Source organism: Alkalibacterium olivapovliticus (genome assembly GCF_003003275.1).
Taxonomy (GTDB): Bacteria; Bacillota; Bacilli; order Lactobacillales; family Carnobacteriaceae_A; genus Alkalibacterium; species Alkalibacterium olivapovliticum.
In genome coordinates, this window is the sequence record NZ_PVTO01000036.1 from 1 (window position 1) to 20,785 (window position 20,785).

Sequence of the window (20,785 nt, forward strand, 5' to 3'; positions counted from 1 at the left end):
GCTTACTTAAGATATTGAACCGCCGTATACGGAACCGTACGTACGGTGGTGTGAGAGGACGATAAATGAATTAATCATTTATCTCCTACTCGATTTTGCCTATGGTATAGTAGGAGTATGAAAAAGTCGGAGGAATGTAAATGGATTTAATAGAATCAGTTCAGAATAATCAGGTTAAAGAATGGAAGAAGTTGCTTACGCGTAAAGGAAGAAAAAAACAGTCTAAGTATGTGATAGAGGGAGAGCATCTGGTTGAGGAAGCGATCAGAGCAAAAGCTGCTATTGAAACTATTTTAATTAGAGAAGATAAGTGGAGTGGTTACCTTGATTATGATGCAGACCGTTCCGTAATGATTTCTGAAGAGGTTAGTGCATTACTCACTGATACAGTCACGGATCAGGGCATATTTGCCGTAGTGCATATGAAAGAAGAACAGCAGTCTATTACAGGAAACAGACCTGTTCTTCTTTTAGATAAAATTCAGGATCCCGGAAACCTGGGCACACTTATTCGATCAGCAGATGCAGCGGGATTTGAAGGGGTGATTATTGGAAAAGGGTCAGTTGATTTATACAATCCTAAAGCCCTTCGTTCAGCACAAGGCAGCCATTTTCATCTGCCGGTTATTCATGATGAACTGCTGCACTGGATTGAAGCATTTAAGAAACAGGGAATAGAAGTCTATGGAACTGCTTTGGATGAAAGGGCGGAATCGTATCATGAGGTCTCTTCTAAAGATGCATTTGCCTTGATTGTAGGAAATGAGGGGAATGGTGTTGATCCTGAAATCCTTAAACAGACCACTAAAAACCTATATATTCCCATTAAAGGTAAGGCAGAATCATTGAATGTAGCCATAGCTGCAAGTGTTCTGATGTTTTCCTTATATAAGTAAGGAAAAGTTATGACAAAGTTGACACAAATACCATGAAAACGTTTTACATTGACATCTCATCCTTTAATTTCCATTTGATTAGGAGTAAGATATGTACTGGACAGTCGATAAGACAGTCCTTTACTGTTTATTCTGATTATTACAAATAACTTGATTAAAGGAGACGTTCGATGGAATTTGTTCGCTCGATTTGGGAAAATGACAAAGACTATATGGCGTTGGTTGAAGACTTATTAGAAGACGAAAACCTACTTAAACTAGATGAGATTACTCATCATCATTATACAACACGCTTGATCCATTCAATTTATGTTTCTTATGTAAGCTACAAAATAGCTAAAAGACTTAACTTAAACTGTCGCGCAGTTGCCCGTGCAGGAATCTTACATGATTTTTTTCATGAGGGCAGAGAAGAAATCGCTGCTTTGAAACAAGGGTCACACAACTGTGTTCATCCAAAAATAGCCGTAAAAAATGCGGAAATATTGACTGAACTATCTGAATTAGAAAAAGACATTATCTTAAAGCATATGTTCCTGACAACAGTAGGAGTAGGCGTGCCAAGATATAAAGAAAGCATGGTTGTGACTTGTGTCGATAAGTACTGTGCGATCAGTGAAATATCAACACCTGTTAGAATGAGACTCAAAGAGACAGTATCAAGATGGGGCCTTAAGTTGAGAGTTGTTAATGCCTGATAAATACTTATGATAACTGTTTTTATTCCAAGTTTAGTTTGTAAACTGGAATAAAAACGGTTTTTTAGTATAAATGAGCGTATACAAAAAAGAGCGGGGCCAAAGACAGTAGTCTTAGCCTCGCTCTTTCTAATAGTTGATTAAGGTCACTTTCAGTTTTGATCACTCACTTCGTCTGAAGTTAAAGAGACCTTTTGAGGTTTCAATTTATCCCGTAGAAGTCCAGTGCTGACAGCTGTTAGAGGTATAGAGAGAATCAGTCCAATACTTCCAGCCAGTGCTCTAATGACTTCTGTCGCTATAATATCCATATTGATGATGCTGATAAAGGGGTCCTCATAGGCTGTAAATAAAAGCAAGAGAGGGATCATACTACCGATATAAGCCAGTATCAAGGTGTTAGCCATGGTACCCATAATGTCCTTTCCTACATTCATGCCGGAAAGAATGAGTTTTTTTGTAGAAATCGATGGATCAACCAAACGGATTTCTTCCATTGAAGAAGCGATAGACATACCGACGTCCATTACAGCCCCTAAAGCACCCATAATGATTCCGGCGAATAATAAGCCGCTGAAATTAAAATCGACCTCTTGTGGAATATATAATAGCATGATTGATTCCTGACTTGAAAGTCCAGTCAGGTTGATTTGACCGCCCACTATATAGGCAATGAGCCCGGCAATCAACACCCCTCCTAATACCCCAATAATGGCAGCATAGGATTTTATATTGCGTCCGCCTACTAGAAGAATTGTGGTCACAGTGATGACAAAAGAAATAGCAATTGTCAGCATTATTGGGCTGTAGCCCGCTAATATCCCTGGAATCAGTACTCTCAACAATAGGAATAAAGTAAATGCCAAGGTGAAAATAGTTTTGATTCCTTTTTTGCCGCCAAGTAAAACGAGCAACGCCAGAAAGATTGCAAGAACAACATATATATGATAATCTCTCAAATACTCTACAACATGAACCTGTGTTTCTCCCTGAAGTTCTATAGTATTGACAAGGACACGATCGCCTGGTGACAAATCGAAATCATAGCTGGGGTTTCCTGTAATCGTATTTAAGGCTTCTACTTCTTCTCCTCTTCGGTCTCCGGATAAAAAGACGATTTTAATAGTCAAGACCTCAGAGTAAAAGTCATCTTCATTCTCAGGCCCAGACGGTTCTTCGACTTCTAGAACACGTGCGCGCTCTATCTGATCTTCGGTTTCTGCATTTACCTCATCAGTCAGAAAATCATCTTCAAACTCCTCGAATTCTTCATTATTTTCAAACTCTTCAAACTCTTCAAACTCTTCAAAGTCTTCATCCTCATCATCAAAGTCTGAGGAGGCAAGTATCTCTTCACTGTCATCTGCATAGGCTGTAATCGTAAAAAAAGCAGACATCATGCTCATAAGCAGCACAATAATCCATAACTGTTTCTTCATTTGTATACTCTCCTTGTTTTATTAAGTAGTCACGCAATAAATACCTGCTTATGTAAGCTAGTATGCCTGCAAGTTTAATGTCAGTCGGGAATTGAATCTAAATCTATGGAGTAAGACCCTATGAACGGCAGGCATCTGGCTATATGAAAGCAGATAAAAAAGCATCCTCTGGTTGTCTTTACATCAATCAATACTGATCCCAGTAGAGGCTTCAATGCGTTCAAGTATACCATAAATAAGGGGATGGTCAGAGCAAGATTTAGTGACAGAATAGTTAAATCCTTGTATCACTCTGACTGAGTAGTAAAGAGAGGGATAGGGATGCAGTGAAAAACAAACAGAGATGATCATCGATTGATGACCACCTCTGCAGAGAGTACTTGAGAAAAATATAATTGTTTTCAGAATCAGCCGTTGACAATCGTCCCGCCATTGACGTGGATCGTCTGACCTGTAACGTAGCTCGAATCGTCTGATGCTAAATAAACATAAGCTGGTGCAAGTTCATAAACTTCTCCCGGTCTGTCAAGTGAACCACCACCGAATTCATCATACGAAATACCAAGTGTAGCCGGAATCAGAGGAGTCCAGATGGGTCCCGGAGCAACTGCATTAACGCGTATACGTTTATCCAGTATCTCCTGGTTCTGTGAAAGAGAACGGGTAAAGGAGACAATGGCGCCTTTAGTAGCCGAGTAATCCAGCAGTTGTGGAGAGCCTTCATAAGCCGTCACTGATGACGAATTGATGATTGTACCACCTTCTGCCAGGTAGGGGAGAACTTCTCTTGACCAGTATATAATGGAGAATATATTGGTTCTAAATGTACGGTCAAGCTGAGCAGCATCGATTTCAAGGATACTCTCTTTTGGGTGTTGTTCAGCAGCGTTATTTACAAGTGTATGAATATTACCCCAAGCTTCGCTGACTTCTTTAAGCGTGAGTCTGGTGAACACTTCATCTCCGACATCTCCTGCAAAGGCTAAACAGTTAACGCCGAAAGACTCAATACGCTTTTGAGCGGACCGTAAATCGTCGTTATCCTCTAAATCGACTAATGCCACATTTGCTCCTTCTTTAGCAAATGCAATGGCGACTGCAAGACCGATGCCACTATCAGAGCCTGTAACGATAGTATTATGCCCTTTCAATTTCCCGGACCCTTTATACTCATCGTTTTCGATCTTCGGTTCACGTTCGGTTTTTTCACTGTTATCTGGCATGACGTAATCTTCTTTCGGTGACTGAGAGTCTATTTTTTCTTCACTCATGTTTTTCATCCTTTCAAACCAACATTTATGGGACAAGGCAGTGATTTTATGTGACTCGTTTAATTAAATCGGATCGTTGATGAGGACTTCTGAATTAATCAGATCAATGACTCTAAGGTTATTGTCTTCCATTATAAAGATAGACTTGAAAACCTGCTCCTCTTCTTCTACAAAAATGATTTCTCTGACGCCACCTTCATCTGAAATTAAGTAGGCATCGTAGTCTTCAGGCGAAAAAACATCCTGTTCTTCAAATTCCTCATACTGATCCAGATCCTCAATCGGTTCTGCATTTTCCAGGTCCTCGTCACTGACAGGTTCCAATTCTTCATCAGAGACAACGACTTCTGACGGATCATCATCCAGTTCAGCTTCTTCTTCTTGTGTATCAATGTCTTCTCCTGTTTCTTCTGTTTCATCGCCATCGGTTACCGCGGGATCTGTTGTATCGTCCGTCTGGCATGCAGCTAACGTTGATGTGGCTGCGAGTAAAGCAATCAGTTTTTTAATATCCATATAGTCTCCTCCTAAAACACATTTGTAATCAGGTTCTCTTATAAGTATAGCCAAAGATGCAATGCTGTACAAAAATAACGATTCAATAAACTGGGATTAAAAAAAAATAATAGACGACAAAAGAAGTATTGCTTGAAGTAAAGGGGCACATTCGTTATGATTAAAAAGGAAATTAAATAACCTTGTTAGGTGAGGCTCCCATATGGAGACACGCTACTGCCCAGAAATGTCCAAAGACGCCAATGGGTCAGCAGGAATCTTCGGATGAAGGGGATTTTTAACGTAGCTGAGATATCTCTCTATGCCATATGAAGCTGAAGCTCAACGACAGAGGTGTATATGAAGATGAATTCTGTTTTCATGTTCTTTACACGCTCATTTTGGCGTGTTTTTTTATTTATCTAAATAAAATCACTTAACAAAGAGTATGATCAAACTACTATGTCGGAGGTGAGGCGGATTGGATTCAGTTCCCTTGTGTAATTACTATGAAATAAAGCAGTTGTCAGTAAAACAATATTCGCCAAACCAATCTACTGAAAAGGATGATCAAATATGAAATTAATGAAAAGCACAAAACAAAAAACGTACGACCAGATTTTTCTGGCAGCTAAAAATAATGAGCGTGAAAAGTTCAGAGAACTTTTCCTGAGACTGCATGATCGTGATCAGCACGAAGTCTTCCATTTGCTTTATCCTGATAAAAAACGCAAAATTTCAGAATTTCTGACACCAGAAGAATTCGCTGAAATATTTGAATGGATGGAAACGGAAGATCAGGAAGCTGCTGTACATTATCTGCCGGATGAGTATATGGCTCATGTCTTCAACTTCATGGCCGCCGATGATGTTGCCCACTTTCTAACTGAAAGTGATGAAACAGATAATGAGACCTTGCTTGCAATGATGGATGACGAAGAAAGCCAGCGTGTTCAGGAGTTACTCTCTTACGCACCTGAAACTGCCGGATCTATCATGACAAAAGAGTTTATTGCAATCCACTATAAACAGACTTTGTCTGAAGTGATCGAACAGCTTAGACAAATTGGTAGGGAAGCTGAAACGATTTACTATCTTTATGTAGTTGACGAGAAGGAAAAACTGGTAGGCGTACTATCCCTTAGAGATTTACTCTTATCACCAGAAACTGAAACAGTTGAAAATATTATGTTCACTCAAGTCGTGTCTGTTCGAATCGATAAAGACCAGGAACAAGTCGCTCGTATCATCCAGGATTATGACTTACTGGCTATTCCGGTTTTAGATCACAACGGTACTATGCAGGGGATCGTAACTGTCGATGACGTCATGGACGTTCTGGAAGAAGAGGTAACAGAAGATTTTAACGAATTTGCTGCGATCAAACGAAGCGACGATGACCGAAAAACTAAAACATCCGCTTTTAAAACGGCTAAATCCAGAACACCCTGGATCGTTATTCTCCTTTTCCTGGGAATGGTCACTGGTGGACTGATCGGTGCTTTTGAAGAAACGTTAGAATCAGTTGTATTACTTGCCGCATTTATTCCAATGATCATGGATACGGCCGGTAACGTGGGAACACAGTCACTGGCAGTTGCTGTCCGTAATTTAAATATCGATGATGATAGAGATAAAGACAGTTTATTCCAAACCGTAAAAAATGAACTGGGTGCAGGCATGTTGATGGGACTCGTGGCCGCTGTCGTGCTGGTGGGTATAGTTCTGGTTGTTTACGGCAATCCTGTGTTAGCTTTTATTATCAGTGTGTCAATGTTTATCACTGTCAGTGTGTCAACCGTAATCGGAACAGTCATTCCTGTTGTGATCAACAAGTTCAAAATCGATCCCGCAGTGGCATCCGGTCCCTTCATTACAACTATAAATGACTCCATGGGGCTGCTGATTTACTTCTCTATAGCCACACTGTTACTTGAACGTTTATAATACATGTCACGAAGTTGTGAACAATTGCTTAAACTTCCAAAAAATAAGTATGGCCTCTACACTTTTGTCTGGTATAATGGTATAGTGATAGACGTGAAAGTAGAGGTGACAATATATGATAGAAATGACTCATACAAAAGATATTGAATCTGAAAAAATCATCTGCCCTAGATTTGAGCAGACATTTGCGATACTGGGGAAAAAATGGACAGGTTTGATTATAGATGTATTGTTGGATGGACCTCGTCGTTTTAAAGATCTCTCTCAATCAATACCAGGCGTCAGTGACCGTGTGTTAGTCGAGCGCCTAAAAGAGCTTGAAAAGGAAGATATTGTAACGAGAGACTTGGATGACACGTGTGATTTCCGTTCAGGATATCGGTTAACGGCAAAAGGAAAAGACCTGAAAAGTGTTATGAATGAAGTACAGGAGTGGGCAAATGTATGGATTTGCGACACTGATACTAAATAACAGATAAAAAAATTAATCATAAAAGAAAAACAGGATGAAAAAAAGTACAGGTTATAGGTCAGTAAAAGAGAACAATGCCACGGCTGAAAGCATTGACTGATGATGATCTGGAAGTTCGCTTTCATCGTTTCGTTCGGCAGCTTTGCTTCTGAAGGAAAAGTCAGGTCAGGAAACTGATCTCGGTATGCGCCGTTATGCAGAAGTGCAAAAGTGTGACTTTTGAACAAGGGTGGTACCGCGTGATGACCTCGTCCCTATACAGGGATGGGGTCTTTTTGTGTTTAATACTAATGACAGAGGAGATTTGATATGGGAATCGAAGAACAGTTAACGACAGTTTTAGCTAAAGCCGTAATTGAAGCGGATAAAGCTGAGTCAGTAAAAGAACTTGAAACAATAAGAGTCAGCTATCTGGGTAAAAAAGGTGAAATAACCAGTGTACTTAAAGGGGTTAAAGATGTAGCACCAGAGCAGCGTCCGGTTATTGGGAAAAAAGCCAATGAAGTGAGAGACGAACTGACAACACTGCTGTCGCATAAAAAAGAGCGGTTAGAAAAAGAAGCGCTAGAGCGTCAGCTGGAAAAAGAAACGATTGATGTAACCCTACCTGGTAAACAGGTTTCCAAAGGACAGACCCATGTGCTGACCCAGATTATGGAAGAAATCGAAGATCTGTTTTTAGGCATGGGCTACCAGATTATCGAAGGAAATGAAGTTGAATCGGATCACTACAACTTTGAACGTGTTAATCTGCCTCAAAACCATCCGGCAAGAGATATGCAGGATACGTTTTATATTACACCGGACGTGTTGCTTCGTACACACACGTCTCCTATCCAGGCTCGTACACTGGAAAGCCACGACTTTTCTAAAGGACCGCTGAAAATGATCAGTCCAGGAAAAGTGTACCGAAGAGATACCGACGATGCAACACACTCTCACCAGTTTCATCAGATCGAAGGCATGGTGATCGCTGAAAATATCACAATGGCTGATTTAAAAGGAACACTGGAACTCCTGGCTAAAAAAATGTTTGGGGAAGACCGTGAAATCAGATTACGTCCAAGTTATTTCCCGTTTACAGAACCATCTGTTGAAGTGGATGTCAGCTGTTTTAAATGTGGAGGAACCGGCTGTAATGTCTGTAAAGGCACAGGCTGGATCGAAATATTAGGAGCCGGAATGACGCACCCTAATGTACTTGAAATGTCAGGAGTCGATTCGACTAAATACAGCGGATTTGCTTTTGGTTTAGGACCTGACCGTATCGCTATGCTGAAATATGGGGTAGATGATATCAGGAATTTTTATTTGAATGATCAGCGTTTCTTAAAACAATTCAAGAGGAAAGGGTAGAATAATATGAAAGTATCTTACAACTGGTTAAGTGAATCATTGGATTTATCAGCTGTCACGCCGGGAGAACTGGCTGAACAGATCACCCTTACAGGGATCGAAGTGGACGGTGTAACTGAGCCTGCTACAGAACTCTCTAATATTGTTGTCGGTCATGTTTTAGAAGCAGAAAGAATGGAAGAGTCTGATCACTTGAACATAACGACCGTGAACGTTGGATTAGACGAAGCCGTACAGATTGTCTGTGGAGCTCCGAATGTAAAAGCCGGCCAGAAAGTCGTGGTTGCTTTACCAGGGGCACGTCTGGCAAATGGACTCAAAATAAAAAAGAGTAAATTAAGAGGGGTTGTGTCTAATGGCATGATCTGTTCACTTGAAGAACTGGGATTCTCAGATTCTGTAATTCCAAAGAATGCAGAAGACGGTATTTATGTTTTACCTGAGAATGCTGAGACGGGTACTGATGCACTGCCTTATGTAGGTCTGGCAGATGCGTTTATCGAACTGGACATCACGCCTAACCGGGCAGATGCATTGAGTATGCGCGGAGTCGCATTTGAAGCTGGGGCGATACTAAGTCAGAAACCAGAGTTCCCTGGAGTAAATTTGATAGAAGATTCTTCAAACACAATAGAGGACTTTATTAAAGTATCTGTTGAAAATACCGAAGATAACTCCATTTACAAAATGCGTGTCATCAAGGACCTGGTTGTAACGGAAAGCCCGTTATGGCTGCAGAAGAAACTAATGCATGCCGGTATAAGGCCGATCGACGCAATAGTTGATGTGACAAACTACATCATGCTTGAATACGGACAGCCTCTTCATGCATTCGATTATGACACATTGAATTCTAAAGAGATACAGGTCAGACGTGCAAAAGATTCTGAGACGCTGGTAACACTGGATGGACAGACAAGGCATTTGAACCAGGATAATCTGGTGATTACTAATGGCACGATTCCCGTTGCCCTAGCTGGCGTAATGGGTGGAGAAAATACACACGTCACAGCTGAAACAAAAACGGTTGCGTTAGAGTCAGCTGTCTTTGAATCAAGCTTGATCCGCAAAACTGCCCAGTCTCTGAATTTGAGAAGTGAATCCAGTTCACGATTTGAAAAAGGATTGAATAAAGCAACTGTACAACAGGCACTTGATCATGCTGCAGCGTTGATCGCCTCTTTAGGTCAGGGACAAGTAGTCACCGGCACTGCTCAGGTTGAATCAGAACAGCCAGTGTATCAAACCGTAACTACTTCAGTTGATAAAATAAATCGCACACTGGGAACTGATTTAACGGTCAGCGACTTAGATAGTATTTTTGAGCGTTTAGGTTTCGATAGCGAAGTGACTGCTGAGCAAGTAAACGTTACTGTACCACCGAGACGTTGGGATATAACGATCGAAGCAGATATTATAGAAGAAGTGGCCCGTATCCATGGCTACTCGAAATTGCCGTCGACTCTTCCTCATAATGAATCACTGCCGGGAGAACTGACTTATGCGCAGCAGATCACCCGTTTTACTCGTCATTACATGGAAAGCTGCGGGCTTGGACAGGCGATCAGTTATGCACTGACGACCACTGAAAAAGCAAAAGCATTTGCACATTCAGCTACTGCCCCAGTGGAACTGGATTGGCCAATGAGTGAAGAACATAAAGCCTTAAGACAAAGCCTGATCAGCGGGTTACTGGATAACGTGCAGTACAATGTTGCCAGACAATCTAAGAATGTGGCTCTGTTTGAAATCGGTCGAGTATTCGAGCAGACAGAATCAACTCTGCCGAAAGAAACAAGCCACGTTGCAGGTGTTATGACTGGGGCAGTCGTTGAAAACAGCTGGCAGGAAAAAGAAGTGACAGTCGATTATTTTGCGGTCAAAGGGATTGTAGAAGAGTGGTTTGATACATTGGGTGTGAGTGATTCTATTCGCTTTGTGCCATCTAAAGAACACCCGGATATGCACCCTGGACGAACAGCAGATGTGTTCTGGAATGATGAACTGATTGGGATGATCGGACAGCTTCACCCATTGATGGCGCAGGCACGTGACTTAAATGACACGGTACTGTTCGAACTGAATTTAGACCCATTCATAACGAATGAACATGACACGATCAGATTCAAGTCGATTCCTAAATACCCTGGAACATCAAGAGATATTGCGTTCGTTGTAGAAGAATCCGTTCTGCATCAGGATATCCTTAAAACCATGCATGCCGCTGGCGGTAAATGGTTAAGATCTATTCGATTGTTCGATCTTTATCAGGGAGAGAATATAGAGAATGGCAAGAAATCACTGGCTTACACACTCTCTTATCTGAATCCAGATGCCACGTTAAAAGAAGACGAAGTGAACACAGATTTCAACCAGGTCAAAGAAGCTTTAGCAGAAAAATATAGTGCAGATATTAGATAATTTTTGATGACTCCTAGAGTCTATCTGAAGTAAAGTGGTGGTTATTTAAAAACGGTCAGATGAAAGGAGATTCTTTCTTCTCAGGCCGTTTTTAATAAGGCCACTTTTTTATTGTAGTACACTGTGCGGTGAGCGAATTTTATAAATGCGTCGGGAAATAATGCATAAAAAGGTGATTCGTGTTATTATAATAAAGAATTTGTGAAGCGAGGAGGCTTTTTCATGCCTGAGGGGAAGCGACGTTATAAAGCAACCATTAACGGAGAAAGCTACACAATAGTGGGGCCGAAATCTCAAGAACACATGAAAACTGTAGCAGAAACAGTTGATGAACAACTAGTCCAGTTAAAGCAGCTGACGAAAGGCTTAAGCAGCGAGAAACAAGCGATTTTATTAGCAATCAACACTGTCTCGGATCAGTTGACTATGCAGAAAGAACTGGCAGAATTGAAAGAAAAAATGGAACAATTACAAAACGAGTGACGTTTACCTCTATTGTTTCAACTAAGGAGTAAAATTTTATGATTTTAACAGCTATTGTACTATTTGTATTATTACTATCACTATATAGCGGAGCAAGAAGAGGACTCGTGCTGCAGCTGGTGTTGACGATTGGATACGCCGTTTCGTTCTGGGTGGCATTAACGTATTACCAGCAGATAAGCGAGTATGTTGAAATGCTGGTTCCCTATCCTACACCAACTTCTTCCACCACTAATCCATTTGTTTTGTACGGGATGGATTTCCTGTTTGATTTGGATGGAGCATTCTATAAAGGCGTTTCCTTTATTCTCATACTCTTTGCAGGGTGGCTCATTACCAGACTGATCGGAGGCTTATTCAACTTTTTAGCAGATATACCGGTAGTCAGAACACTTAATGCAATCGGGGGCGCTCTTGTGAGTTTCGTCGTCCATTATATCGGACTGTTTCTTGTCCTGTTTTTATTGTCTACAGTTCCACTGCCGATCATTCAAAATCAGTTCGAAAACAGTAATGTAGCACGGAATATAGTCACGACAACACCTGAATTATCTACTCAGTTTTATGACTGGTGGGTCCTTGAAGGGCTGGATTAAATGAAAATCAGAGAGGGTGGGTTGAAGGGGAAAACTAAATTCTCCCGATAGCCTCCTTTTTTTTACCTGAAAAACAGAAATGCGACTAATGACTGAAATAGCCAACTGAACGTACACTAAGGAGAGAATAAAGTGACTGATTCATTTCAAGCATCTTATAAAAAATTGGAATATGAAAAAGTAATACAGCAGTTGTCACAGCACACGGTGTCAACATTAGGACGAACAAAAGCGCAGGAGATTCTTCCATCAATCCAAGAAGACCAAATAATAAGAGATCTGGAAGAAACGGAGGATGCTGTCATGCTGCTTCGTTTAAAAGGTGGGATGCCGTTAGCCTCTTATGAAGATATACGGCCACACTTGAATAGAGTACGCATGCAGGGAACGTTAAATGGGGAAGAGCTGGCTCAGATTGGGCGAATTCTCAGAACGATTCGGGAAATCAAAACATTTTTCACTAAAGTAGAAGAAGAGAAGATCCCTCTTAAACGTCTATTTGAAAAAATAAGAGACTTGGATACCTTCGCCAAATTGGAGCGCTCAATTTTTTCAGTGGTCGATGAAGGAGGGTATGTCCTTGACGATGCCAGCAGCAAGTTAAAGGGTCTGAGACAAGGCATTAAGCAGACAGAGAGTCGAACACGCCAGAAATTAGAAAGTATTGTAAGAGGACCACAGGCACGCTTTCTAACCGACGCCCTTATTACGATGCGAAATGACCGATATGTTATTCCTGTCAAGCATGAAAACAGGACAACATTTGGCGGCGTCGTGCATGATCAGAGCTCCACAGGGCAGACGCTGTTTATTGAACCGCAAAGTGTTGTGGACTTGAATAATCAGTTGAGACAGTATCAGGTGGAAGAAAAAAACGAAATAAACAGAATTTTAAGAGAATTGACCCTATCGATCGAACCATATAGAGAAGCGATCGGTCACCAGCTGAACCGTTTGGTTGAACTGGATGTCATCCAGGCAAAAGGACGATACGCTCAAGCCATCAAAGCGGTCAAACCCCGGGTGTCAAATGATAACAAAGTAGCTCTACTGCAAGCCAGGCACCCGCTCTTAAATGATGACGAAGTTGTTCCTAATGATATTGTCATAGGAGAGGACTTTAAGACAATGATTGTAACCGGGCCGAACACGGGAGGGAAGACAGTTGTTTTAAAAACGCTGGGACTCCTTCAGCTGATGGGACAGTCTGGTCTGTTTATACCTGCAGAAGAAGACAGCGTGATGGGAATATTTTCAAGTGTCTTCGCTGATATAGGAGATGAACAGTCTATTGAGCAGAGCTTGTCGACATTCTCATCTCATTTGACGAATATCGTATCGATATTAAGTGATATAGATGAAAAAAGTTTAGTGTTACTGGATGAATTGGGAGCGGGGACTGATCCTCAAGAAGGAGCTGCGCTGGCGATTGCCCTTTTAGATGCAATCGCTCAAAAAGGCAGCTACGTCATGATTACTTCGCATTACCCTGAACTTAAGGCATATGGGTATAATCGTCCGGAAACGATCAATGCCAGCATGGAATTTAATGTGGATACATTAAGTCCGACTTACCGTCTGCTGATCGGGATACCGGGAAGAAGTAATGCATTTGAAATAGCCAGAAGACTGGGACTTAATGATATGGTCATTGATTCTGCCAGACAGTTGATGAGTGGAGAGAGTCAAAGCGTGGATCAGATGATTCAGGATCTGGAATCGAAACGAAAAGAAGCTGAAACACGGGCAGAAAAGGCCAAAGTAGAACTGAAAGATGCTCAAAAACTTCACCGGGAATTAAAGCAGGCGTATACTGATTACCAGAATGAAAAAGATGCTTTAAAAAAGGAGGCTGAAAAAGAAGCCAATGCATATGTAGAAAAGGCCAAATTGGATGCAGATGCAATCGTGAAAGATTTAAGGCAGCGCCAACTGGAAGGTGGACAGCAGGGGGCACTCAAAGAGCATGAGTTTATTGAAGCTCAATCCAAATTGTCTCACTTAAAAGCAGAAGAAGAAACACTTCAGAAAAATAAAATTCTTCAGAAACAGAAACGGAAAAGAGAGTTGAAAGTTGGGGATGCTGTTGAAGTCCAGTCATTCGGACAAAGGGGAACAATCGTTGAAAAAGCGGATAACAAGCAGTGGGTCGTTCAAATGGGCATGCTGAAGATGAAGTTACCTGAATCAGATCTAGTCCAACTGAAACAGGAAGCAGAACCCAAGCAGAAAGTTTCTGTCAGACGGACATCATCAGGTGGTGTATCGACAGAAATCGATGTGAGAGGAGAACGAGTGGAAGAAGCACTTAACCGGGTAGATAAATACATCGATCAGGCTCTGCTGGCAAATTACCCTCAAGTGACGATTATCCATGGAATGGGGACTGGTGCCGTCAGAAAAGGGGTTCATCAGTTCCTTAGAAAACATTCTCAAGTCAATTCTTTCGAAGATGCTCCGGCAAACCAGGGCGGGAGCGGTGCAACGATCGTTAAGTTTAAATAAGGTAAATCAAGTGCTAGACAAGTTTACCGATTTTTGCTATACTAACAATGGATTAAATAACTTACTTTTAATAAGTAAGTTAAAATATAGGAGGATGAATGATGGTTAGAGAACTAACAGATACTAATTTTGACCAGGAAACAGCTTCAGGATTAACTTTAGTCGATTTTTGGGCAACATGGTGTGGTCCGTGCCGCATGCAGTCACCCGTAATCGATGAATTAAATGAAGAATCTGATGGTAGTGTAGACTACTTTAAAATGGATGTAGACGCAAATCAGGCTACACCAAGTAAATTTGGGATCATGAGCATTCCGACATTGCTAGTCACTAAAGACGGAGAAGTAGTCGATAAATTAATTGGATACCACAGCAAAGAACAGATCGAAGCTGCTCTGGTAAAACACAAGTAATTTAGTCAGCTTCATGAGTGGACGTAAGATCCAACTCCTTTTTAGGAGTGGATTTTGCGTTCTTTTTTTGAGCTGAAAAATGGGTGAACTATAAAAGTTCAGATATTTATAGTACGATAAACTGAGGTAGCTTTAGTTGAACTGAAAAATATTTGGAGAGTAATGACAGTTTTATTACACTCGTCACACTATTTTAATTAAAACATGTTTGAATAGTTAAAAGAACCCTTGAAAGTAATGAAAAAATAATGGAGAATAGAGAATAGTTGAGTAATCAGTACATCCAATGTTAAATGTGAATTTTTTATGACATTTGAAGAAATAGAACCGAAAATTGGTTTAAAGGGGCTATCTTTTTAAAAGGGTCTGATATAGAATAGTCTGTAATAAGATAAACATCGTTATTTTTATAAACATTCCCTCACCCCACTGAATTCCAGAAATTCCATCAACTATACGTATACATATCAATCAGCTTGGAGAGTGGTCACATGACACAGAATGAACATCGTCAGTCTGTCCTGACAAAAGCGATTCAGTACAGGTATATAATTGAATCTAAAGATAAATCAGTGGAACTTGAAGTCGAGGATCGCGATGTTTTTCGTAATGCTGATGATGAAATCGACTGTCCTTTGGATGTCGTTCTTAGAAAAAATGGCTACTCTTTGAATGATCTGATGTCGTGGGATGCTAGAGAAATACAGTTTGTCAAAATCATTGATCAGGAGATCGTTGTCATCAACAGAGTTTCACTTAATGTTAATTTATAGCACACGAGTGTCTATCTTTTCTTTTTTTAAGAATGGGATATGCACTTTTTTTATTGGTCCTGTTTATTTAAAGTGTTTCTGATAAACTGGTTATAGTAGAAAAATCGGAGGAAGATCGATGAAAATAGGCATAATTGGTATGGGCGTTGCTGGAATCAGCATCCTAAGGGAATTACATAGACAATTAAAGGAAACGGACAGCAGGAAGTTTACGGTTATCATTTTTACCGAAGCCAGTCAATTCGGAACAGGGTTTCCTTACCAGGCAGATGATGAAAGTCTGCTGATCAATCAGTATACTGAAACAATGACAATTGATCCGGAAAAACCGGATGATTTCGTTGACTGGATAGCTGAGAATAAATCCAGTCAGTCGATTTATCATACCCACTTGCCTCGGACTTGGTTTGGAGAGTATCTAAATGAACGAATGAATGAGTGGTTAGGGAAATTAAACGTTAAAATCATTTACGAAAAAGCTATAGATATTGAGCATCTTGCCAATGGGCACTATGCCGTTCACACTGCAAATTCAACAACATCAGTAGAGTGTATCCATTTGACGACAGGCCATTTGGCTTATAAGGATCCATATGATTTAAAAGGAGAAAAAGGGTATGTTTACTCCCCCTATCCGGCGAAAGAAAAAATACAACTGAATACGCCGAAGTCATCTGTTGCTATAATAGGAACTGGATTGACAGCTCTGGATGCAATGCTGTATGTAAATAAAGAGTATCCCTTTGCTGATCTGACATTTTATTCAAGAGATGGATTGTTTTCATCAGTCCGCGGGAATGAAACATCAGTAGACATGCATTATTTTTGTCAGGATAAAGTGATTGAGCTGCTGAACAAGGGTCAGATAATGACACTTGAACTGGTCAAGGACTGGTTTTACAGGGAAATGACTGAACACGGAATTAATGTTGAGTGGGTATGGGAAAATTTAGGGAACGGCACAATCGAAGGAATGGCTATGGACCTGTCGCACTCAGATTCTTTGGGAGAATTCCAGTCGCTGATTCGTCACATGCGTAACTGTTACCCTGTCATCTGGAATACTTTACCTGATGATGAGAAAAATTTGTTTTTACAGACCTATGGCAAACAGTGGCAGCGATTTAAGGCCCCCATTCCTCAAAAAACAGCTCAATATATCATCAGGAAAGTCCAACAGAATGAGATTTCTATCGTAAGTGGATTGGATACTATAAGAAAAGCGGGAGACCAGTTCATACTAAAAACAGCAGGCGACCAGCTGTTTACTGCCGATCACGTTATTAATTGTACAGGGCAGGTTATCGATCTCACACAGTCTTTATCCAAGCAGGATCCGTTGATTAGACAATTAGTGTCCAGAAAGCTCGTGAGCCCTTCTGCTTACGGCGGAATTGCGATAGATTATCCTAGCATGAGCATAGTTGATGCTGACAACAAGCGGCATCCACTATTTAAAGCCTACGGGCAAATCGTGTCAGGCGTTCAGTTTGGAAATAATAATGTCGAACTGATTTCGCTAAGTGCAACATCCGGCGTCCAATCCATGAGAGATGCCTTGAAAAAAACACCGACTAACCAGACAAACGAGACGTGACAGAAAAGGATAGAACATCTGTCGCGTCTTATTCACCTATTGGCAAAGTCAGTGGTAGTTAAAGCACAGCTTCTTTCTTGTCAGATTGTAGAACGATTTCGACGACACTGTTTTTCTTTTGAATACTATAGGATCCTTCAGTATACTGTTCAGACAGCTGCTGAATCAGTTGAGCAAGAAAGCCAGTCTCTAGAGCAAAATCAGCTTGAGGCTGTTTATCCAGTCTCGTATGGACGATTTCACCATGCAGGTGAAACAGATAGGCAGTTTTTTTTTGCTCGACTAAAGAGAGGGCGCCGAACGATAAGGTTCTGATCAAAGTAACGACGTCATCTAACGATGCTACTGTGTATGAACGTGCAAGTTCTTTACCTGCCCAGTATAAAATATCAGACTGGTCTTCTTTAAAGAGATTAGGGAGCAGCTGATCTCTTAGCAGGGTTAATCCCTGAAAGGATGGATGCTGGTTTGAATCTTCTGACATTTTATCACCTCAATCAATAATTTGTTAAAGCGGTATTCTTTAAGCCTTTATATTTATAAGAGAATTCTTTATAATTAAAGAGATCCTCTGAACACACTCTACTATTTTACCGTGTTTTCAGGCTGGTATCTAGTACAATTAGAAAATGATCGTCACACTATGTAGAAAAGCTTATGGTCGGTAATGTATACCAGATGTGAGTATAATAGAAAAGGTTGTTAAATATGTCAAACAGACCCATCGGATTATTGGATTCAGGAATAGGCGGTTTAACCGTTTTAAAGGCGGCAAAGCACAAATTGCCAAATGAATCTTTCGTTTACATTGGAGACAGTGCAAGAAATCCATATGGAAATCGAACAAAAGAAGAAATAGTTCAGTACACAAATGAACTGGTTCAGTTTTTGCTGGATCAGAAAGTTAAAATGATTGTGATTGCCTGTAACACAGCTACCGCACTGACCCTTGACGTCTTAAGAGAAAAGTTAAGCATCCCGGTTATCGGTGTAATCAGTGCAGGAAGTAAAGAGGCAGTCAAATTGTCTCAAACGAGAGAAATAGGAGTGCTGGCAACTCAAAGTACTGTTAACTCAAGGTTCTATACTAAAACGATTCAGGATGAAGCATCAGATACTAACATCAGAAGCATAGCGTGCCCTGAGTTCGTCGAATTAGTCGAATCCAATCAGCATTCATCAGCGTATGCACAAGAAGTAGTAGCCCGAAAACTGGCACCATTAAAAAATCATAATATAGACACACTCGTTTTAGGCTGTACACATTTTCCACTGCTTGCTGACTTTATTCAAAAAGAATTAGGGAACAGTGTTCAGCTGGTAGACTCAGGTGCCCTTACGGTAGCTAATATCGAAGACACGCTGGTTGAGCTTAACATTAAGACTGATGACCGAGAAACTACCCCCTTCACAAAAATATATACGACTGGAAAACTGGATCTGTTCAAAGAAATTGCAGAAGAGTGGATGGAATCCAATACCCTGGAAATAGAACATATAAAGCTTAGAGGACTGGTTGAATTTGAGTAAGTTTGAACAGACGATAGTGATTGCCACACGAAACAAAGGGAAGGCAAAAGAATTTGAATCACTATTCGATAAAAAAGGATACACGATCAAAACGCTGCTGGATTATCCTGAGGTACCTGACGTAGAAGAAACAGGTGATACATTTCAGGAAAATGCCTTACTGAAAGCAGAGACGATAGCTAAAGAATTCGGTACACTTGTTTTGGCAGACGATTCCGGATTAGTCGTAAAGGCACTTCATGGACAACCGGGTGTTTATTCAGCCCGATACGCTGGTGAAGAGAAGAATGATGCAAAAAACAATGCTAAGCTCCTTATTGAACTGGCAGATATGACAAGCAGTGATCGTCAGGCTTCATTTCACTGTTCACTTGCCCTCGCTAAGCCGGGTACTGAGTCTCTGGTGATCGATGGAGAGCTTGAAGGCGTTATTGCCGGCGTACCAAAAGGAGACAACGGATTCGGTTATGACTCGTTGTTTTATGTTCCCGAAAAAGGACGGACACTTGCTGAACTATCTGAAAACGAGAAGAATGAAATCAGTCACCGCGCAGTAGCACTTAAAAAACTGGAGACCGTACTGGACGACTGGCTGAGTATCTGAACAGAGAGGAATCAAATCAATGAAATTAGTGATTATAAGTGACAACCACGGAGATACTTATTACATGGAAGAAATCAGATCTATCTACGAAAAAGAGGTCACAGGGTGGATACATTGCGGGGATTCTGAACTGCTTGAGGATAACCCTTTGTGGCAGCATTACAAAACAGTTGCCGGCAATATGGATATAGCAGATGGATTTAAACTTGAACAAATAGTGGAATTTGATGGCAAAAAATGTTTGATTGCTCATGGACACCGTCATGCAGTCAGGCGCTCATTTGCTGACCTTAAAAAGAGAGCAATCGAAGAAGGCTGCCGGTTTGTCTTTTATGGACATACTCATATCGCTAGGGTGGATGTAGAGGATGGCATTTTCTTTGTGAACCCCGGCAGTATTATGCAACCCCGAGACAGAGCTATGGGAACATATATTGTCATGGATATGGATACTGAAACTCAGACTGTTTCGTTTAATTACTTTGACAGAAATCATAATCCGGTCGAAGAGCTTTCTGAGACCTTCAAGATGACTGACTGATAAATTCTCATCAGCTTCTCATGAATATAAGCATGTGAGCCCTAATAGACGGCCCTTAGGGTAACCTTGTTCAAAAAAGTCTAAGAAATTTCACTTTATCTTATTTTTTATTTGGGAAAATGATAGAGAACAGGTAAAATAGAGATGAAATAGAACGGTTACAGGGAGTGAAAACATGATAGGGAAAAAAATCAGAAACTTGCTTGTCGATAGTGAAAAAACATTAGTGAAACCTGCGGAAGAAGTAGCAGTAGTGGGATTAAAAAACCGGCTGAACCATGCTTTGCTTATTCTGACGACAGATAAATATGCGCTCGTCCCCGTACTGGATGATCAGTCGAAAATGCGGGGACTGATATCCATGCCGACCATTATGCAGGCCATTATGAATATAGAAGACGTGCAGTTTGAGAAACTGGGAGAAATCGAAGTCAGAGAAGTAATGGATACCAATTATCCTTATGTATATGAAGATTTTGAACTGGAAGATGTCCTGAGGATGCTGGTCAACTACGCATTCATCACAGTTGTAGACAAGGATAATTATTTTAAAGGCATCATTACACGCAGTGAGATACTTAAAGGAACGAACCGTATTGCCCATGAATTTGAGAAACTATATGACGTAAAAGATAAAACACCAGAAAAAGAAAGGTTGTACAATAAAGGACGTTGGTGAGAAATTCTCACTAACGTCCTTTATTTGATTATATTAGAAAACAAGTGAGTTCTCCTGTAGAATAATAGT

At 40.7% G+C, this 20,785-nt stretch carries 19 protein-coding genes, 1 pseudogene and 1 riboswitch; of the genes and pseudogenes, 16 read left to right on the forward strand and 4 right to left on the reverse strand.

The genetic code is table 11. The features are described from left to right. Window positions 1–140: 140 nt before the first annotated feature. Both CLV38_RS12290 and CLV38_RS12295 read left to right on the forward strand, forming a co-directional pair. Complete coding sequence (locus tag CLV38_RS12290) at window positions 141–896, forward strand: TrmH family RNA methyltransferase (RefSeq protein ID WP_106196075.1); 756 nt, start codon at window positions 141–143, stop codon at window positions 894–896. 170 nt (window positions 897–1,066) lie between these two features. Then, the gene (locus tag CLV38_RS12295; RefSeq protein ID WP_106196077.1) at window positions 1,067–1,594 is read left to right on the forward strand and encodes an HD domain-containing protein; all 528 of its coding nucleotides are present in this window, start codon (window positions 1,067–1,069) and stop codon (window positions 1,592–1,594) included. Between the two features lie 152 nt (window positions 1,595–1,746). Here CLV38_RS12295 and CLV38_RS12300 read toward each other — a convergent pair whose 3' ends face one another. The 3 genes from CLV38_RS12300 to CLV38_RS12310 all read right to left on the reverse strand — a co-directional run bounded on the left by CLV38_RS12300 (window position 1,747) and on the right by CLV38_RS12310 (window position 4,820). After that, complete coding sequence (locus CLV38_RS12300) at window positions 1,747–3,033, reverse strand: YibE/F family protein (protein ID WP_211295481.1); 1,287 nt, start codon at window positions 3,031–3,033, stop codon at window positions 1,747–1,749. Between the two features lie 407 nt (window positions 3,034–3,440). Continuing rightward, a complete protein-coding gene (locus CLV38_RS12305) occupies window positions 3,441–4,304 on the reverse strand; it encodes an SDR family oxidoreductase (protein ID WP_106196080.1) in 864 nt (287 codons plus the stop codon). A 63-nt stretch (window positions 4,305–4,367) separates the two neighbouring features. Next, window positions 4,368–4,820 (reverse strand): hypothetical protein, encoded by a 453-nt coding sequence (locus CLV38_RS12310; RefSeq protein WP_106196083.1) that lies wholly within the window; start codon window positions 4,818–4,820, stop codon window positions 4,368–4,370. Between the two features lie 174 nt (window positions 4,821–4,994). Then, window positions 4,995–5,160: riboswitch (M-box (ykoK) riboswitch) on the forward strand. 215 nt (window positions 5,161–5,375) lie between these two features. On the opposite strand from CLV38_RS12310, the gene mgtE reads away from it, so the two are divergent. From mgtE to CLV38_RS12360, 10 genes are all read left to right on the forward strand, one after another. Further along, window positions 5,376–6,746, forward strand: a complete 1,371-nt coding sequence (mgtE, locus tag CLV38_RS12315; protein WP_106196085.1) for a magnesium transporter — start codon at window positions 5,376–5,378, stop codon at window positions 6,744–6,746. Window positions 6,747–6,861: 115 nt separating this feature from the next. Next, window positions 6,862–7,218 (forward strand): winged helix-turn-helix transcriptional regulator, encoded by a 357-nt coding sequence (locus CLV38_RS12320; RefSeq protein WP_106196088.1) that lies wholly within the window; start codon window positions 6,862–6,864, stop codon window positions 7,216–7,218. 309 nt (window positions 7,219–7,527) lie between these two features. Then, the gene (gene pheS, locus CLV38_RS12325) at window positions 7,528–8,574 is read left to right on the forward strand and encodes a phenylalanine--tRNA ligase subunit alpha (protein WP_106196090.1); all 1,047 of its coding nucleotides are present in this window, start codon (window positions 7,528–7,530) and stop codon (window positions 8,572–8,574) included. A 6-nt stretch (window positions 8,575–8,580) separates the two neighbouring features. Further along, window positions 8,581–10,995, forward strand: a complete 2,415-nt coding sequence (gene pheT / locus CLV38_RS12330; protein WP_106196092.1) for a phenylalanine--tRNA ligase subunit beta — start codon at window positions 8,581–8,583, stop codon at window positions 10,993–10,995. Between the two features lie 222 nt (window positions 10,996–11,217). Further along, window positions 11,218–11,478, forward strand: coding sequence for a cell division protein ZapA (locus CLV38_RS12335; protein WP_106196094.1), 261 nt, complete (start codon window positions 11,218–11,220; stop codon window positions 11,476–11,478). Window positions 11,479–11,516: 38 nt separating this feature from the next. Continuing rightward, window positions 11,517–12,074: a CvpA family protein gene (locus CLV38_RS12340; protein WP_106196096.1), complete on the forward strand. Its 558-nt coding sequence runs from the start codon at window positions 11,517–11,519 to the stop codon at window positions 12,072–12,074. Between the two features lie 132 nt (window positions 12,075–12,206). Continuing rightward, on the forward strand, window positions 12,207–14,579 hold the full coding sequence (locus CLV38_RS12345) for an endonuclease MutS2 (protein ID WP_106196098.1): 2,373 nt from the start codon (window positions 12,207–12,209) through the stop codon (window positions 14,577–14,579). A 101-nt stretch (window positions 14,580–14,680) separates the two neighbouring features. Continuing rightward, window positions 14,681–14,992 (forward strand): thioredoxin, encoded by a 312-nt coding sequence (gene trxA, locus CLV38_RS12350; RefSeq protein WP_106196100.1) that lies wholly within the window; start codon window positions 14,681–14,683, stop codon window positions 14,990–14,992. Between the two features lie 491 nt (window positions 14,993–15,483). Further along, the gene (locus CLV38_RS12355) at window positions 15,484–15,765 is read left to right on the forward strand and encodes a hypothetical protein (protein WP_106196102.1); all 282 of its coding nucleotides are present in this window, start codon (window positions 15,484–15,486) and stop codon (window positions 15,763–15,765) included. Window positions 15,766–15,883: 118 nt separating this feature from the next. Next, the gene (locus CLV38_RS12360; RefSeq protein ID WP_106196104.1) at window positions 15,884–17,362 is read left to right on the forward strand and encodes an FAD/NAD(P)-binding protein; all 1,479 of its coding nucleotides are present in this window, start codon (window positions 15,884–15,886) and stop codon (window positions 17,360–17,362) included. Between the two features lie 58 nt (window positions 17,363–17,420). Here CLV38_RS12360 and CLV38_RS12365 read toward each other — a convergent pair whose 3' ends face one another. Then, on the reverse strand, window positions 17,421–17,846 hold the full coding sequence (locus tag CLV38_RS12365; protein ID WP_106196107.1) for a DUF2507 domain-containing protein: 426 nt from the start codon (window positions 17,844–17,846) through the stop codon (window positions 17,421–17,423). Window positions 17,847–18,070: 224 nt separating this feature from the next. Here CLV38_RS12365 and racE point away from each other — a divergent pair, with 224 nt between their 5' ends. The 4 genes and pseudogenes from racE (at window position 18,071) to cbpB (ending at window position 20,716) form a co-directional block, all read left to right on the forward strand. Beyond that, window positions 18,071–18,892: a glutamate racemase gene (racE, locus tag CLV38_RS12370; RefSeq protein WP_106196109.1), complete on the forward strand. Its 822-nt coding sequence runs from the start codon at window positions 18,071–18,073 to the stop codon at window positions 18,890–18,892. A gap of 4 nt (window positions 18,893–18,896) precedes the next feature. Next, a pseudogene (locus CLV38_RS12375) lies at window positions 18,897–19,496 on the forward strand (XTP/dITP diphosphatase); the annotation flags it as partial. A 19-nt stretch (window positions 19,497–19,515) separates the two neighbouring features. After that, entirely contained in the window at window positions 19,516–20,037 is a 522-nt protein-coding gene (locus CLV38_RS12380; RefSeq protein ID WP_106196114.1) for a metallophosphoesterase family protein, read from the forward strand. Window positions 20,038–20,212: 175 nt separating this feature from the next. Continuing rightward, window positions 20,213–20,716, forward strand: a complete 504-nt coding sequence (cbpB, locus tag CLV38_RS12385; RefSeq protein ID WP_106196116.1) for a cyclic-di-AMP-binding protein CbpB — start codon at window positions 20,213–20,215, stop codon at window positions 20,714–20,716. Window positions 20,717–20,785 lie beyond the last annotated feature (69 nt).

Coding starts and splice junctions, on each gene's coding strand:
- CLV38_RS12320 (WP_106196088.1), top strand. CDS start 6,862: ATGATAGAAATGACTCATACAAAAGATATTGAATCTGAAAAAATCATC.
- CLV38_RS12300 (WP_211295481.1), bottom strand. CDS start 3,033: ATGAAGAAACAGTTATGGATTATTGTGCTGCTTATGAGCATGATGTCT.
- pheS (WP_106196090.1), top strand. CDS start 7,528: ATGGGAATCGAAGAACAGTTAACGACAGTTTTAGCTAAAGCCGTAATT.
- CLV38_RS12340 (WP_106196096.1), top strand. CDS start 11,517: ATGATTTTAACAGCTATTGTACTATTTGTATTATTACTATCACTATAT.
- trxA (WP_106196100.1), top strand. CDS start 14,681: ATGGTTAGAGAACTAACAGATACTAATTTTGACCAGGAAACAGCTTCA.
- CLV38_RS12305 (WP_106196080.1), bottom strand. CDS start 4,304: ATGAGTGAAGAAAAAATAGACTCTCAGTCACCGAAAGAAGATTACGTC.
- mgtE (WP_106196085.1), top strand. CDS start 5,376: ATGAAATTAATGAAAAGCACAAAACAAAAAACGTACGACCAGATTTTT.
- CLV38_RS12310 (WP_106196083.1), bottom strand. CDS start 4,820: ATGGATATTAAAAAACTGATTGCTTTACTCGCAGCCACATCAACGTTA.
- CLV38_RS12290 (WP_106196075.1), top strand. CDS start 141: ATGGATTTAATAGAATCAGTTCAGAATAATCAGGTTAAAGAATGGAAG.
- CLV38_RS12355 (WP_106196102.1), top strand. CDS start 15,484: ATGACACAGAATGAACATCGTCAGTCTGTCCTGACAAAAGCGATTCAG.
- CLV38_RS12295 (WP_106196077.1), top strand. CDS start 1,067: ATGGAATTTGTTCGCTCGATTTGGGAAAATGACAAAGACTATATGGCG.
- CLV38_RS12360 (WP_106196104.1), top strand. CDS start 15,884: ATGAAAATAGGCATAATTGGTATGGGCGTTGCTGGAATCAGCATCCTA.
- cbpB (WP_106196116.1), top strand. CDS start 20,213: ATGATAGGGAAAAAAATCAGAAACTTGCTTGTCGATAGTGAAAAAACA.
- CLV38_RS12335 (WP_106196094.1), top strand. CDS start 11,218: ATGCCTGAGGGGAAGCGACGTTATAAAGCAACCATTAACGGAGAAAGC.
- racE (WP_106196109.1), top strand. CDS start 18,071: ATGTCAAACAGACCCATCGGATTATTGGATTCAGGAATAGGCGGTTTA.
- CLV38_RS12380 (WP_106196114.1), top strand. CDS start 19,516: ATGAAATTAGTGATTATAAGTGACAACCACGGAGATACTTATTACATG.
- CLV38_RS12365 (WP_106196107.1), bottom strand. CDS start 17,846: ATGTCAGAAGATTCAAACCAGCATCCATCCTTTCAGGGATTAACCCTG.
- pheT (WP_106196092.1), top strand. CDS start 8,581: ATGAAAGTATCTTACAACTGGTTAAGTGAATCATTGGATTTATCAGCT.